This is a genomic window from Streptomyces sp. NPDC059895, from assembly GCF_042731035.1.
Classification (GTDB): Bacteria; Actinomycetota; Actinomycetes; order Streptomycetales; family Streptomycetaceae; genus Streptomyces.
In genome coordinates, this window is sequence record NZ_JBHWKO010000004.1 from 203,330 (window position 1) to 218,515 (window position 15,186).

Consider the following 15,186-nt stretch of genomic DNA (forward strand, 5'->3'; position numbering starts at 1 on the left):
GCCCCGGCCGCCCATGGGGCCGGGGGGGAAGCTGCCGTACGCCCAGACCGGCCGCTCGCACGGCGCAGTAGGCTTCGGCGCGAGAGCCGGAGCCCCTGTACCCATGGGGACACACCAGCCCGAGGAGCGCCCCGAATGAGCCTGACCCTGAGGACGATCAGTCGCGAGCAGCATCTGGCGTACATCCAGAGCCTGCCGTCGGCGAGCCACATGCAGGTTCCGGCCTGGGCCGACGTCAAGGCCGAGTGGCGCTCCGAGAGCCTCGGGTGGTTCGACGACAGGACCGGCGAGCTCGTCGGTGTCGGTCTGGTGCTCTACCGCCAGCTGCCGAAGATCAAGCGCTACCTCGCCTATCTGCCCGAGGGTCCGGTCATCAACTGGTACGCGCCCAACCTGACCGAGTGGCTGGAACCCATGCTCGCGCACCTCAAGCAGCAGGGCGCCTTCTCCGTGAAGATGGGCCCGCCGGTGATCATCCGGCGCTGGGAGGCCACCTCCATCAAGCAGGGCATCCAGAACCCGGACGTGAAGCGGCTGCGTGACATCGAGGCCGACTTCATCGAGCCGCGCGCCTTCGAGGTGGCCGACAAGCTGCGCCGGATGGGCTGGCAGCAGGGCGAGGACGGCGGCGCCGGCTTCGGTGACGTCCAGCCCCGTTACGTCTACCAGGTGCCGCTGGCGAACCGTTCCCTTGAAGAGGTCCACAAGAACTTCAACCAGCTGTGGCGCCGCAACATCAAGAAGGCGGAGAAGGCCGGCGTCGAGGTCGTCCAGGGCGGTTACCACGACCTCGAGGAATGGCAGCGGCTGTACGAGATCACGGCCGTGCGCGACCACTTCCGGCCCCGCCCGCTGTCGTACTTCCAGCGCATGTGGACGGCCCTCAACACCGAGGACCCCAACCGCATGCGGCTGTACTTCGCGCGCCACAACGGCGTGAACCTGTCGGCGGCCACGATGCTGATCGTCGGCGGGCACGTCTGGTACTCCTACGGCGCCTCCGACAACATCGGCCGGGAGTTCCGGCCCTCGAACGCCATGCAGTGGCGGATGCTGCGCGACGCCTACGCGCTCGGCGCGACCGTCTACGACCTGCGCGGCATCTCCGACTCGCTGGACGAGTCGGACCACCTGTTCGGCCTGATCCAGTTCAAGGTCGGAACGGGCGGGCAGGCGGCCGAGTACCTCGGCGAGTGGGACTTCCCGCTGAACAAGCTGCTCCACAAGGCGCTCGACATCTACATGTCGCGCCGCTGAGCACGCGTCTTCCCCCGCAGAAGGCTCCAACGGCTTCGACGGCTCCGGTCACTTCCACGGCGTCCGTCGGCTCCTACAGCTTCCTCACCTCTGACACACCGCAGCCACGAGAAAGGTTCCAGGTCCGGCCATGGCGCTCACCCTCTACGTCGACACCGCGCGCTGGCGGGCGCACCACAAGCACGTGCAGGAGCAGTTCCCGGGGCTCGTCCCGGTCTGCAAGGGCAACGGCTACGGCTTCGGGCACGAGCGGCTGGCGGAGGAGGCCACCCGGCTGGGTTCGGACATCCTCGCCGTCGGCACGACGTACGAGGCCGCGCGCATCAAGGACTTCTTCGGCGGTGACCTGCTGGTGCTGACGCCGTACCGACGCGGCGAGGAGCCCGTGCCGCTGCCCGACCGGGTCGTGCGCTCGGTGTCGTCGATCGACGGCGTCTACGGGCTCGTGGGCGCCCGCGTGGTGATCGAGGTGATGTCCTCGATGAAGCGGCACGGCATCAGCGAGCAGGATCTGCCCCAGCTGCACTCCGCCATCGAGAACGTCCGGCTGGAGGGCTTCGCCATCCACCTGCCCCTGGACCGCACCGACGGCTCCGACGCCGTCGAGGAGGTCATCGGCTGGATGGACCGGCTGCGTGCCGCCCGGCTGCCGTTGCACACCATGTTCGTCAGCCACCTCAAGGCCGAGGAACTCGCCCGGCTTCAGCAGCAGTTCCCCCAGACCCGCTTCCGCGCCCGGATCGGCACGCGGCTGTGGCTGGGGGACCACGAGGCCACCGAGTACCGCGGGGCTGTCCTGGACGTCACGCGCGTCGCCAAGGGCGACCGCTTCGGCTACCGCCAGCAGAAGGCGGCCTCCGACGGCTTCCTGGTGGTCGTGGCGGGCGGTACGTCGCACGGGGTGGGCCTGGAGGCTCCGAAGGCCCTGCACGGGGTCATGCCCCGGGCCAAGGGCGTCGCCCGAGCCGGCCTCGCGACGGTGAACCGGAACCTCTCGCCGTTCGTCTGGGGCGGCAAGCAGCGCTGGTTCGCCGAGCCGCCGCACATGCAGGTGTCCATCCTCTTCGTCCCGGCGGACGCCCCCGAACCGACGGTCGGCGACGAGTTGGTGGCCCATCTGCGGCACACCACCACGCAGTTCGACCGGCTCATGGACCGCTGAAGCCCTGAGCGACGCGAAAGGCCGTACCCGGGGCCCGGGTACGGCCTTTCGCATGGCCGGGCAGCACGCTGTTCGCTCAGGGCGAACCGTCGGCCGTGCTCTCCTTGCCCCACTCCACCTGCGGCCCGTCGAAGGGCGCCACGTGCTGGTAAGCCCGGGCCGCCGCGCCGAGGACGAAGACGTCGTCCGCGCCGTCCAGCACACCGCCCGAGGGGTCGTCGTCCCCGGCCTGCCGCACCACATCCCGCTCGGGCATCAGGATGTCCCGCACCACCACGACACACAGGTACAGCGTCCCCAGCAGGTGGACGCCGATGGCCCAGTGGTAGCCGTCGGTGGGCAGACCCTTGTGCGCCTCTCCGCTGGTCGTGTACGCGAGGTACATCCAGATCCCCAGGAAGTACGCCACCTCGCAGGCCTGCCAGATGAGGAAGTCCCGCCACTTCGGCCGGGCCAGTGCCGCCAGCGGCACCAGCCACAGGACGTACTGCGGCGAGTAGACCTTGTTGGTGAGGATGAACGCGGCCACCATCAGGAACACGAGCTGAGCGAACCGGGGGCGGCGCGGAGCGGTGAGCGCGAGTCCGGCGACACCCAGGGCGCACACCAGGACCAGGAGGGTCGCCAGGGTGTTGACGCTGTCCGTGGTGAGCGGGTCGCCGGAGTTCTGGGCGAGGATCAGCCAGAACGAGCCGAAGTCCACCCCCCTCTCCTGGCTGAACGTGTAGAACTTCGACCATCCGTCGAAGGCGAAGAGCATCACCGGCAGGTTCACCACCAGCCAGGCGACGATCGCGCCCCCGAGGGCGGTGCCGAACTGCCGCCACTTCCCCGCTCGCCAGCACAGCACGAACAGGGGCCCGAGGAGGAAGACCGGATAGAGCTTGGCGGCCGTGGCGAGCCCCAGCAGGACGCCGAAGGCGAGTGACCGGCCCCGCGCCCACATCAGCATCGCCGCGGCCGTCAGGGCGACGGCCAGCAGGTCCCAGTTGATGGTGGCGGTCAGCGCGAAGGCGGGGGCCAGGGCGACCAGCAGACCGTCCCAGGGCCGCCGGCCGTGCGTACGGGCCACACAGACGGCGATGACGGCCGCGCATGCCATCAGCATCCCGGCATTGACCATCCAGTACCACTGTTCCTGGTGCTGGATGCTGCCGCTGCCCGGAGTCAGCCAGCCGGCCACCTCCATGAACACTCCGGTCAGCACCGGGTATTCGAGGTATTCCATGTCGCCGGCGAGCTTGTCGAAGTACGGCACCAGCCCATCGGCGAAACCGCGTCCCTGGTAGAGGTGCGGGATGTCCGAGTAGCAGGCGTGGGTGTACTGGGAACTGGCACCGAAGAACCACGCACCGTTGTAGCAGGGCGCCTTCTGGACCATTCCTAGAGCGAACATCCCGATCGCCACGAGCGCGACGACCCGCACGGGGGTCAGCCACGACGTCCCGGTCAGAGCTCGTCGTCCGAGGGGGCCGCCGATCAGCTCGCTGCCGACCGCAGCGATCTCGTCGTCCCTGGTCGGCCGTACCGGGTCCGGCTCGTGCACGCGCGCTGGCGTCGATTCTGCACTGGGCATGCGCCACATCCTGCCGTACGGACCTAGGAAAAAGCCGAGGGCCGCCCCACCTGATGCGGTGGGACGGCCCTCGTTTCACGTGAAACATGCGCATGTTTCACGTGAAACACCCGTCTCGGGTGATAGAGCGGCTAACTCTCGGGTCCTCCGAAGATTTCGCCGTTCTGATTGCCTCTACTGCTGTCCTCGCTCTCCGATTCGGACGGCGACGCACTTGTCTCGCCCGTACCACCGTCCTGACCCTCGCTGCTCGTGCCTCCCGTGGAGTCTTCGCAGCTGAAGAAGGTGGTGCACGTCTCGCTCGGGGTCGGCGACGGCTCGGTCTCCGTCTCGGTGGGAGTCGGCGACGGAGACGGGCTCTCCTCCTCTTCCTCGGTCTCGGTGACCGACGGGCTGGGAGACGGCTCCGGGTCCTCGTTGAGGACCTCTCCGATGGGCTCGGGGGTCGGGAACTTCTTCACGGGGAGGCCGTCCATGGCCTCCTCCATGTAGTCGTGCCAGATCTGTGCGGGGAACGAGGCGCCGTGGATCTTCTCCTCGCCACCCGTTCCGAACATCTCCAGGAACTCGCGGTCCTTGTTCGTCTCGTCGTCGTCGTACCGGAACATGGTGATCGCGGTCGACAGCTGCGGTGTGTAGCCGACGAACCAGGCCGACTTGTTGCCGTCGGTGGTACCGGTCTTGCCGGCCACCTCACGCCCGGACAGCTGGGCGTTGGTGCCCGTGCCCTCCTCCACCACGGTCTTGAGGACGTCCGTGACGTTGTCGGCGACCTTCGAGGTGAACGCCTGCACTGTCTCGGTCTCGTGGGTGTAGATCACGCCTTCCTTGCTCGTGACCTTCTGGACGGAGTAGGGGTCGCGCTGCTTGCCGCTGGCCGCGAAGGTGGCGTAGGCGCCCGCCATGCGGATCGCGCTCGGGTCGGAGATGCCGATCGAGAACGACGGGAAGGTGGTGCCCGCGAGGGTGCTCTCCTTCACGCCGGCGCTGGTGGCGGCCTCCTTGACCTTGTCCAGGCCGACGTCCATGCCCAGCTGCACGAAGGCGGAGTTCACCGACTCGCGCATCGCCTCACGCAGGTCGATCTTGTAGTCGGGCGCGGTGCCGTAGGAGACCTGGCCGTCATTGGTCTGCAGCCACTCCTCACCGTCCTCGTTCTTCCAGACCGTGCCGTCATAGTTCTTGATCTTGAGCTTGTTCTGTCCGCTGAACAGGCTCTTGGGGGAGACGATGGTGCGCTCGTCCTGGGCCTGCGACGAGCCCAGATCGGGGTCGCGTACGCCCCACGTCATCGCGGCCGCGAGGACGAACGGCTTGAACGTCGAACCCACCTGGGCACCGGTCTGGTCGGCGTTGTTGGTGAAGTGCTTGGTCGCGTCCTCACCGCCGTAGATCGCCTCGATGGCGCCGGTCTCCGGGTTCACGGACGCCCCGCCGAACTGGACGTGCGTGTCCGTGTCCGGGCGCTTCTCCGGATCGATCTTGGCCTTGTAGACCTTGGTGACGGCCTGGGTGAGCTCGTTGACCTTGGCCTTGTCGAAGGTCGTGTAGATCGAGAAGCCGCCCTGCTGAAGCTTTTCCTGGGTGATGCCCGTTTCGTCGCTGTGGGTCACCACGTAGCTGTTGGCGAGGTCGACGAGGTAGCCGATCTGGCCGCTCAGCTGCGTGTTCGAGCGCGGGTTCTTCACGTCGGGGAGCTTGGTGTACTTGGCCCGCACCGAGGAGCCGAGGTGCTTGTACTCGACCATCTTGTCGAGCGTGTCCTGCATCTGGATCAGCGCCCGCTTGCGGTTGGCCTGCGGCGTCGCCGCCGCGTCGATGGACACCGCGCCCGCGGGGTCGTAGTACGTGGCGCCCTTCAGCACGGCGGCCAGGAAGGCGCACTCGCCCTCGTTCAGCTTGATGGCGTCCTTGTCGAAGTACGCGCGAGCGGCGGCCTGGATCCCGTAGGCGTTGCGCCCGTAGTACGCCGAGTTCAGGTAGCCGGCCATGATCTCGTCCTTGTCGACCTCGGCTCCCACCTTGATCGACACGAAGATCTCCTTGAACTTGCGGGAGATCGTCTGGGACTGGTCGTTCAGCATGGCGTTCTTGACGTACTGCTGGGTGATCGTCGAACCACCCTGTGTCTGACCGCCCCGGGCCATGTTGAAGACGGCGCGCGCGATGCCCTTGGGGTCGATGCCGCTGTCGTCGTAGAAGGTCTTGTTCTCCTGCGAGATCACCGCCCAGCGCATCGCCTCGGGGATCTGCGAGAGATCGATGATCTGGCGGTTCGTCTCCCCACCGGTGGCAACCATCTGGCTGCCGTCCTTCCAGTAGTAGACGTTGTTCTCCGCCGTCGCCGTCTCGTCGACCTTCGGGACGCTCACCATGGCGTACCCGATGCCGGCCACGGCCACCATGCTGCCGACGAAGCCGATGAACAGGCCGGCCACCAGCTTCCAGGACGGCATCCAGCGCTGCCAGCCGTCCTTGTCGGCGCGCGGATAGTCGATCAGGCGCTTCCTGCCGGGCGCGGCCCGGCCGCGGCCCGGCGGTCCGGACGGCCCGCCTCGGCGGCCCGCGCCTCTCTGTGCCGCGCGCCGGGCCTCGGCGCGGCCACCGTACGACCGCTCCTCACCTCCCGAGCCGTGGGCGTCCGACTCGTACGAGTCGGACGGAGACCCGGTGGCGCCTCGCGGTGCCGCACGGCGGCCGGAGGTCGGGCCGGACTGGCCGCGTCGGGCCGCGGCACGTCCGCCTCCCTGCGGCTGCGGCGGTTTGCGACGGTGCTCGCTCATCGAACGATTACTCCTCGGGCAGGCGCACCCGCGCGCGCCTGGAAACGGCGGCTGGTTTCCTGTCCCCCCGAAGTACGGATGCGGTCGGTCGCGCATTCACCCGTACGGCACCGGGGACATCGACGCCCCCCGGCGTCACGTGAGTCCCGGTGGTGTGCATGGCGCACAGACTACGCACCGTCAAAACCCGCCTTGGGCCGAGGTTCGCCTCAAATCGGGCAACTCTCCTCCGATGAATCACCGATGTGATCCCGTTCACCATCCCCCCTCTTGTCGCTTCCGGAAGGCCGTTCTATCGTCGTGATGTATCGAGTCGATACATCAGCGCGGCATAAAGGCATCGGGCACCCGTCGTCACGGGTGGCGGCAGAGAGGAGGCGACGTATGAGCCGGCGTTCCGGCATCCTCGAGTTCGCCGTCCTCGGCCTGCTCCGCGAGTCCCCGATGCACGGCTATGAGCTGCGCAAACGACTCAATACGTCACTGGGTGTGTTCCGCGCGTTCAGCTACGGGACGCTCTACCCCTGCCTCAAGACGCTGGTCGCCAACGGCTGGTTGATCGAGGAGGCGGGGAACAGCCCGGAAGACGCCCTCACCGCTCCTCTCACGGGCCGCCGCGCCAAGATCGTCTACCGGCTGACGGCGGAAGGTAAGGAGCACTTCGAGGAACTCCTCTCGCAGACGGGCCCGGACGCGTACGAGGACGAGACCTTCGCCGCTCGCTTCGCCTTCTTCGGACAGACGTCCCGCGATGTGCGCATGCGCGTGCTGGAGGGCCGCCGCAGCCGGCTGGAGGAGCGTCTGGAGAAGATGCGCGCCTCCCTGGCGCGCACCCGGGAGCGCCTCGACGACTACACGCTCGAGCTCCAGCGCCACGGTATGGAGTCCGTGGAGCGCGAAGTGCGCTGGCTGAACGAGCTCATCGAGAGCGAGCGGGCCGGACGGGACCTGAGGGGTTCCGCCTCCGGGGAGACCGCTCAGCAGGACACCACATCTGGAGCGACGGGCGGCCTGCCCCGTCCCGGGAAGATCCCCGGGACGGATACGCCCGACGACACCGCCACGTGAGCGCCCACTCAGGGCCTCACTCGTACACACAGGGAGCAACCGGAATGGGTTCGGTTCGCGTAGCCATCGTCGGCGTGGGCAACTGCGCCGCGTCGCTGGTGCAGGGCGTGGAGTACTACAAGGACGCCGACCCGGCGTCCAGGGTCCCGGGCCTGATGCACGTCCAGTTCGGCGAGTACCACGTCCGTGACGTCGAGTTCGTCGCCGCGTTCGACGTGGACGCGAAGAAGGTCGGCCTGGACCTCTCGGACGCCATCGGCGCGTCCGAGAACAACACCATCAAGATCTGTGACGTGCCCAGCACCGGTGTCACGGTCCAGCGCGGCCACACCCTCGACGGTCTCGGCAAGTACTACCGCCAGACCATCGAGGAGTCCGCCGAGGAGCCGGTCGACGTCGTCCAGGTCCTCAAGGACAAGCAGGTCGACGTCCTCGTCTGCTACCTGCCCGTCGGCTCCGAGGACGCGGCGAAGTTCTACGCCCAGTGCGCCATCGACGCCAAGGTCGCCTTCGTGAACGCCCTCCCGGTCTTCATCGCCGGTACCAAGGAGTGGGCGGACAAGTTCACCGAGGCGGGCGTCCCGATCGTCGGTGACGACATCAAGTCCCAGGTCGGCGCCACCATCACGCACCGCGTCATGGCGAAGCTGTTCGAGGACCGCGGTGTCGTCCTGGACCGCACGATGCAGCTGAACGTCGGCGGCAACATGGACTTCAAGAACATGCTCGAGCGTGACCGCCTGGAGTCCAAGAAGATCTCCAAGACGCAGGCCGTCACCTCGCAGATCCCCGACCGGGACCTCGGCGAGAAGAACGTCCACATCGGTCCGTCCGACTACGTCGCCTGGCTCGACGACCGCAAGTGGGCGTACGTCCGCCTCGAGGGCCGCGCCTTCGGTGACGTCCCGCTGAACCTGGAGTACAAGCTCGAGGTCTGGGACTCCCCGAACTCCGCGGGTGTCATCATCGACGCCCTGCGCGCCGCGAAGATCGCCAAGGACCGCGGCATCGGCGGCCCGATCCTGTCGGCCTCCAGCTACTTCATGAAGTCCCCGCCGGTCCAGTACTTCGACGACGAGGCCCGCCAGAACGTCGAGAAGTTCATCGCGGGTGAGGTCGAGCGCTAGAGCTCGTCGCTGAGTCGCTCCTGCCAGGGCTGAAGAGGGTCTCCGGGTCACATGACCCGGGGGCCCTCTCCGTATGTGAGGCTGTGCCCCATGGCCGTCGTCCGTGATCTGCGCGTCCTGCTGCGCTGGGGCAACTTCCGGCGCCTGCTCGCCGTACGGCTGCTGTCGCAGTGCGCCGACGGCGTCTACCAGGTCGCGCTCGCCACGTACGTCGTCTTCTCCCCGGAGAAACAGACCTCGGCCACCGCGATCGCCTCCGCGATGGCGGTGCTGCTGCTGCCCTACTCACTGGTCGGCCCCTTCGCCGGCGTCCTGCTGGACCGCTGGCGCCGCCGCCAGGTCTTCGTCCACGGGAACCTCCTGCGTGCCGTTCTGGCGTCTTTGACGGCCGTCCTGATGGTCAGCCAGGTCCCCGACTGGCTCTTCTACGTCTCCGCGCTGTGCGTCACGGCGGTCAACCGCTTCGTGCTGGCCGGCCTGTCCGCCGCGCTGCCGCGCGTGGTCGACACCGAGCGTCTCGTGCTGGCCAACTCCCTCTCCCCGACGGCCGGAACGCTGGCCGCGACGGCGGGTGGCGGCCTCGCCTTCGTCCTACGGCTGGCGGGCGCGGACTCCGACGCCGCCGTCGTCCTGCTGGGCGCCGCGCTGTACCTGTGCGGGGCGCTGGCGGCGCTGCGCATCGGGCGGGAGCTGCTGGGGCCCGACCGTGCGCTCGTCCAGCCCCGGCTCACGACGGCGCTCGCCGGGACCGTGCGCGATCTGGTGGCGGGTGTACGGCATCTCGCCGAGCCGCCCCGCCGGGCAGCCGCCCGGGCGCTCGGCGCGATGGCCCTGATGCGGTTCTGCTACGGCGCCCTGCTGGTCATGCTGCTGATGCTGTGCCGGTACGCCCTGACGTCCGACACCGAGGACGGCCTCGCCCTGCTGGGAGTGGCGCTGGGCGTCTCCGGCGCCGGTTTCTTCACCGCGGCCGTCGTGACGCCGGCAGCGGCGGGACGGCTCGGGCCGGCCCGCTGGATCGTCGTCTGCGCAGGGACCGCCGCGGTCCTGGAGCCGGCCCTCGGCCTCCCCTTCGCCACGGTTCCGCTGCTGGCCGCGACGTTCGTGCTGGGGCTGGCCACCCAGGGCGCGAAGATCGCCACGGACACGATCGTGCAGTCCTCGGTCGACGACGGGTTCCGCGGCCGGATCTTCTCCGTTTACGACGTGCTCTTCAACGTCGCCTTCGTGGGCGCGGCGGCGCTCGCCGCCCTGATGCTCCCGCCGGACGGCCGTTCGGTGGCCCTGGTCGTCGTGGTCGCCGTTGTCTACGGGGGAGTTGCTGTGGGTATGTCCAGATTCACAGCCCGGTAAGTGTCACATAAATGCCACAGCCCGCTCCTGGGCTACAGGGTTGTCAGTGGTGGCCTGTACTTTACGGGGGTCTTATTTCGCGCCACGCGCCACGCGCATGCATGTTCTAGGGGGACCCCCAGATGACCACTCCGCCGCCACCCCAGGGCCAGAACCCGTACGCCCAGACGCCCACCGGCCCCGCGGGGCAGCAGCCCGGCCAGCCGGGAGTCCCGCCGCAGCAGCCGTACGCGCCGTTCCCGAACCAGGGCGCCCCCGTGCCTCCGCCGCCCGCGCCGACGGGCCGGGGCGGCAAGAAGGTGCTGCGCATCCTGGGCGTCATCGCGGTCGCCATACTCGCCCTGGGCGTGAAGTTCGGCATCGGCTGGTGGGCCGACCGGACGGACGCCGAGACCACCTCGGTGGGGTCCTGCATGCACAACGACGGCACGGAGACCAGCCCGGACCTCAACGAGGTCGACTGCTCGTCGAGCGAGGCCGAGTTCGAGGTCGTCGAGAAGTTCGACGACACCAGCGACGACACCAAGTGCGAGACCGTCCAGGAGGCGACGATCTCCTACTACCAGGTGGGCAGCGGCCACAACGTGGTCCTCTGCCTCAAGGAAGTCCAGTAGTCGTAGCGCACCTATACGGCAGGGGCGATGTTTCACGTGAAACATCGCCCCTCGCTGTGTGCGCCGACCGTCTACGGCTCGGATGCGGGGTCATGTTTCACGTGAAACATGACCCCGTTTCACGGTGTCAGGCCTGCTCGGCCCACCACTCCTTGAGCGCCGCCACCGCCGCGTCGTACTCCTGCGGACCGTTCTCCAAGCGCAGTTCGAGCAGGTACTTGTACGCCTTGCCCACGGCGGGGCCGGGGCCGACACCGAGGATCTCCATGATCTGGTTGCCGTCGAGGTCCGGACGGATCGCGTCGAGTTCCTCCTGATCCTTCAGCTGGGCAATGCGCTCCTCCAGCCCGTCGTAGGCGCGTGAGAGCGCGGCCGCCTTGCGCTTGTTCCGCGTGGTGCAGTCCGAGCGGGTCAGCTTGTGGAGACGTTCGAGCAGCGGACCCGCGTCCCGCACATAGCGGCGCACGGCGGAGTCGGTCCATTCGCCGGTGCCGTACCCGTGGAAGCGGAGGTGGAGCTCGACCAGCCGGGAGACGTCCTTCACCAGCTCATTGGAGTACTTCAACGCCGTCATGCGCTTCTTGGTCATCTTCGCGCCGACCACCTCGTGGTGGTGGAACGAGACCCGGCCGTCCTTCTCGAAGCGACGGGTGCGCGGCTTGCCGATGTCGTGCAGCAGCGCGGCCAGACGCAGCGTGAGGTCGGGACCGTCACCCTCCAGCGCCATCGCCTGCTCCAGAACGATCAGCGTGTGCTCGTAGACATCCTTGTGCCGGTGGTGTTCATCACTCTCCAGCCGCAGCGCGGGCAGCTCCGGCAGAACGTGCTCGGCGAGCCCCGTGTCCGCCAGAAGCCTCAGCCCCTTGCGCGGATACGCGGAGAGGACCAGCTTGTTCAGCTCGTCCCGGATCCGCTCGGCGGAGACGATGTCGAGGCGGCCGGCCATCTCCGTCATCGCCGTCACGACCTCCGGGGCGACCTCGAAGTCGAGCTGGGCGGCGAAACGAGCGGCACGCATCATCCGCAGCGGATCGTCGGAGAAGGACTCCTCCGGCGTGCCCGGCGTACGCAGCACACGGGCCGCCAGGTCCTCCAGGCCGCCGTGCGGGTCGATGAACTTCTTCTCCGGGAGTGCCACGGCCATCGCGTTCACGGTGAAGTCACGCCGGACGAGGTCCTGCTCGATGGAGTCGCCGTAGGACACCTCGGGCTTGCGGGACGTCCGGTCGTAGGCCTCCGACCGGTAGGTGGTGACCTCGATCTGGAAGCGTCGGTCCGTGTCACCGACGCGAGCGTCCTTCTGCACGCCGACGGTGCCGAAGGCGATCCCGACCTCCCACACGGCGTCCGCCCACGGACGGACGATCTTCAAGATGTCCTCGGGTCGGGCATCCGTCGTGAAGTCCAGGTCGTTGCCGAGCCGGCCGAGCAGCGCGTCCCGGACCGAGCCGCCGACCAGGGCGAGTGAGAACCCGGCCTCCTGGAAACGGCGGGCGAGGTCGTCGGCGACAGGAGCGACCCGCAGCAGCTCACTCACCGCGCGGTGCTGCACCTGGGTCAGGGCACTGAGGTTGTCTTCGTTGGCGTTCGGCACAACAGAAGAGGGTACGTGCCTCGGCAAGCCGCGGGCGCCCCGTTTACGGCGAGGGGACACATCACCCGATAGCCACCCAAGACTTGCGCTCGTGACGTAGTCGACCGCTCCTCTTTATACGTGCACATAGAGGACGACCGGTCCGTCTCCTGCGATCTTGTGGAGCGGTCCGCGGCACTTACCCTCAGCGCGCATCGTTACCATGCGTGGACGCACTTTCCGACGACCACTGACGACGACGAGGGACGGACGAACGCGTGGCCGAGGCGGCAGACTTCCCGGGGATGGCTCCCTCACCTGCCCGCCGGTGGCTGCGGCGCACCGGAGCGCTGCTCGCGGGGGCGCCCCTGCTGGCCGGTCTGCTCCAGTTGCCCGCCGCCTCGGCGCACGCCGAAGGCCGTGCCTCGGCCGCGGAGGCCTCCGGCACGGGCACGGTGGCCGTCGCCGTCGACTCGCTCAGCCCCGGCGTCCCGACCGACGGGGACACGCTGACGGTGTCCGGCACGGTGACCAACAACGGCAAGCAGGCGGTCACCGACGCCCAGGTGGACCTGCGGGTGGGGTCCGAGCTGACCACCCGCTCGGCGATCGCGACCATGGCCGAGAAGGCCGACGATCTCTCGGGCGCCACCGGGACCGAGGTCGGCGGCAAGTACGTCGCCACGTTCGCCGAGCTCAGCCCGGGCGTCCCCCAGCGCTTCAGCATCTCCGTACCGGTCGGCGAGCTCGACCTGGGAGACGACGGGGTCTATCCCCTCGGCGTCTCGCTCTCGGGCGAGACCGCCGCGAAGCCGTGGGAGCAGCTACTGGGCATCCAGCGGACCTTCCTGCCGTGGCAGCCCGAGAAGGCGAAGACCGCCACGAGGACGACCGTGCTGTGGCCGCTGATGTCGACCGTCCACATGACGGCGGAGACCGGCTCCAACGAACAGCAGACGCCGGTCTTCCTCAATGACGACCTCGCCGAGGAGATCTCGCCCGGCGGCCGCCTCGACCAGATGGTGAGCCTGGGCAAGGACCTCGACGTGACCTGGGTGATCGACCCGGACCTCCTCGCGTCCGTCGACGCCATGGCCGGCCGCTACGACGTCCGCGGCGACGGCGCCACCACCACGGCCGGCAGCCACCAGGCCCTCGCCAAGCAGTGGCTCGCGCAGCTGCAGAAGGCGGTCGACGGCAAGGAGGTCGTCGCCCTCCCCTTCGCCGACCCGGACCTGGCCTCCCTGGCCCACAACGGCACGGGGGTCACGGGCTCGCTGAGCCAGCTCAAGGCAGCCACCGACGTCGCCGCCACCACGGTGGAGACCGTGCTGCACGTCACCCCGAGCACCGACTTCGCCTGGCCGGTGGAGGGCGCCGTCGACCCGTCGATCGTCAAGGTCGCCACCTCGGCCGGCGCGGACAAGGTGATCGCGCGCAGCGACAGCCTCAAGGAGACGGGCAGCCTGTCGTACACGCCGTCCGCGGCCCGCCCCATCGGCGGTGGCACCACGGCGGTGGTGGCGGACGCGGAGCTGTCGACGGCGTTCGAGGGCGATCTGACGAGGGCCTCCTCGTCCACACTCGCCGTGCAGGAGTTCCTGGCGCAGAGCCTCGCGCTGAACCTGGAGACGGGCAAGGAGCGCAGCATCGTCGTCTCCCCGCAGCGCATGCCGACCGCGAGCCAGGCCCAGACGATGGCGGCGGCGGTCACCGCCCTCCAGGACGGCACCTGGTCACAGTCCCAGCAGCTCACGGCGGCGGCCGCGGCCAAGCCCGACGCCGCGGCCACCACGAAGGTGCCGTCGCGGACGAAGTACCGCGCCACGCTGCGCAAGCAGGAACTGCCCCGGACCGCCTTCGAGGAGATCGCGGCGACCCAGGACAAGCTCGACAACTTCAAGGTCATCCTCACCGACGAGTCCCGGGTGGTGACTCCGTTCGGCCGGGCCGTCAACCGTGAGATGTCCGCGTCGTGGCGGGGCCGGAGCACGGAAGCGAGCTCCTTCCGGCAGGGCGTGCAGAGCTACCTCGACACGCTCGCCGACCAGGTGAAGCTGATCCAGAAGTCGGATACCAAGCTTTCCGGACGCAGCGCCACGATCCCCGTCACCGTGCAGAACAACCTGGTGCAGGGCGTCGAGCACCTGGTGCTGCGGCTCACCTCGACCAATCCGACCCGGCTCGAGATCGGCGGCGAGGCCTACGCGGAGCAGCTCATCGCGGTCTCCGGCGGGCACAGCACGACGGTGAAGTTCCCGACCTCCGCCAACGTCAACGGCCAGACGTCGGTGGTCGCCCAGCTCTACACCGAGGACGGCCGGGAGTACGGCGCGCCGGTCACCTTCGACGTGAAGGTCACCGAGATCACGGCCACCGTGATGCTGGTCATCGGCGGCGGTGTCCTGCTGCTCGTACTGGCCGGCTTCCGCATGTACACCCAGCGCAAGCGGGCCGCGGCCCGCGAGGCCGAGGAGGACGCCCCCGACGAGTCGGTCGGGGGCGAGGACACCGGCGCGCTGCTTCCGGAGGCCGAGGCCCGTCCCGCCGAAGAATCCACTGTCCGGCACGGGGCAGAGGGCCCGGTGCAGCCGAGTGACGGGACTCCGGACACCGTAGCGGAAAGCAACGACCCGTCCCGGACGGGTGAGAGAGTGGACCGTTGAATGTCGT

The 15,186-nt window shown here is 68.6% G+C and carries 10 protein-coding genes; 7 read left to right on the forward strand and 3 right to left on the reverse strand.

Annotated elements, in window-relative coordinates; genetic code table 11:
- Positions 1-135: 135 nt before the first annotated feature.
- Both femX and ACFV9M_RS06725 read left to right on the forward strand, forming a co-directional pair.
- A complete protein-coding gene (femX, locus tag ACFV9M_RS06720) occupies positions 136-1,257 on the forward strand; it encodes a peptidoglycan bridge formation glycyltransferase FemX (RefSeq protein ID WP_385063530.1) in 1,122 nt (373 codons plus the stop codon).
- A 130-nt stretch (positions 1,258-1,387) separates the two neighbouring features.
- A complete protein-coding gene (locus tag ACFV9M_RS06725) occupies positions 1,388-2,419 on the forward strand; it encodes an alanine racemase (RefSeq protein WP_385063528.1) in 1,032 nt (343 codons plus the stop codon).
- 76 nt (positions 2,420-2,495) lie between these two features.
- On the opposite strand, the gene ACFV9M_RS06730 is transcribed toward ACFV9M_RS06725, so the two are convergent.
- Both ACFV9M_RS06730 and ACFV9M_RS06735 read right to left on the reverse strand, forming a co-directional pair.
- The gene (locus ACFV9M_RS06730; protein ID WP_385063526.1) at positions 2,496-4,004 is read right to left on the reverse strand and encodes a glycosyltransferase family 87 protein; all 1,509 of its coding nucleotides are present in this window, start codon (positions 4,002-4,004) and stop codon (positions 2,496-2,498) included.
- A gap of 122 nt (positions 4,005-4,126) precedes the next feature.
- A complete protein-coding gene (locus tag ACFV9M_RS06735) occupies positions 4,127-6,778 on the reverse strand; it encodes a transglycosylase domain-containing protein (protein WP_385063524.1) in 2,652 nt (883 codons plus the stop codon).
- Positions 6,779-7,162: 384 nt separating this feature from the next.
- Between ACFV9M_RS06735 and ACFV9M_RS06740 the strand changes: the two genes are divergently transcribed.
- The 4 genes from ACFV9M_RS06740 (at position 7,163) to ACFV9M_RS06755 (ending at position 10,940) form a co-directional block, all read left to right on the forward strand.
- Positions 7,163-7,846 (forward strand): helix-turn-helix transcriptional regulator, encoded by a 684-nt coding sequence (locus tag ACFV9M_RS06740; RefSeq protein ID WP_385063522.1) that lies wholly within the window; start codon positions 7,163-7,165, stop codon positions 7,844-7,846.
- A gap of 44 nt (positions 7,847-7,890) precedes the next feature.
- Positions 7,891-8,973, forward strand: a complete 1,083-nt coding sequence (locus ACFV9M_RS06745) for an inositol-3-phosphate synthase (RefSeq protein WP_385063521.1) — start codon at positions 7,891-7,893, stop codon at positions 8,971-8,973.
- A gap of 90 nt (positions 8,974-9,063) precedes the next feature.
- Positions 9,064-10,326, forward strand: coding sequence for an MFS transporter (locus ACFV9M_RS06750; RefSeq protein WP_385063519.1), 1,263 nt, complete (start codon positions 9,064-9,066; stop codon positions 10,324-10,326).
- 122 nt (positions 10,327-10,448) lie between these two features.
- The gene (locus ACFV9M_RS06755) at positions 10,449-10,940 is read left to right on the forward strand and encodes a hypothetical protein (protein WP_385063518.1); all 492 of its coding nucleotides are present in this window, start codon (positions 10,449-10,451) and stop codon (positions 10,938-10,940) included.
- Positions 10,941-11,067: 127 nt separating this feature from the next.
- Here the strand turns inward: ACFV9M_RS06755 and ACFV9M_RS06760 are convergent, their stop codons facing one another.
- Positions 11,068-12,534 carry a CCA tRNA nucleotidyltransferase gene (locus ACFV9M_RS06760; protein ID WP_385063516.1) on the reverse strand — a complete coding sequence of 489 codons (1,467 nt, stop codon included), beginning with the start codon at positions 12,532-12,534 and terminating at the stop codon, positions 11,068-11,070.
- 257 nt (positions 12,535-12,791) lie between these two features.
- On the opposite strand from ACFV9M_RS06760, the gene ACFV9M_RS06765 reads away from it, so the two are divergent.
- Positions 12,792-15,179, forward strand: coding sequence for a DUF6049 family protein (locus ACFV9M_RS06765; protein ID WP_385063514.1), 2,388 nt, complete (start codon positions 12,792-12,794; stop codon positions 15,177-15,179).
- The last annotated feature ends 7 nt before the right edge of the window (positions 15,180-15,186 follow it).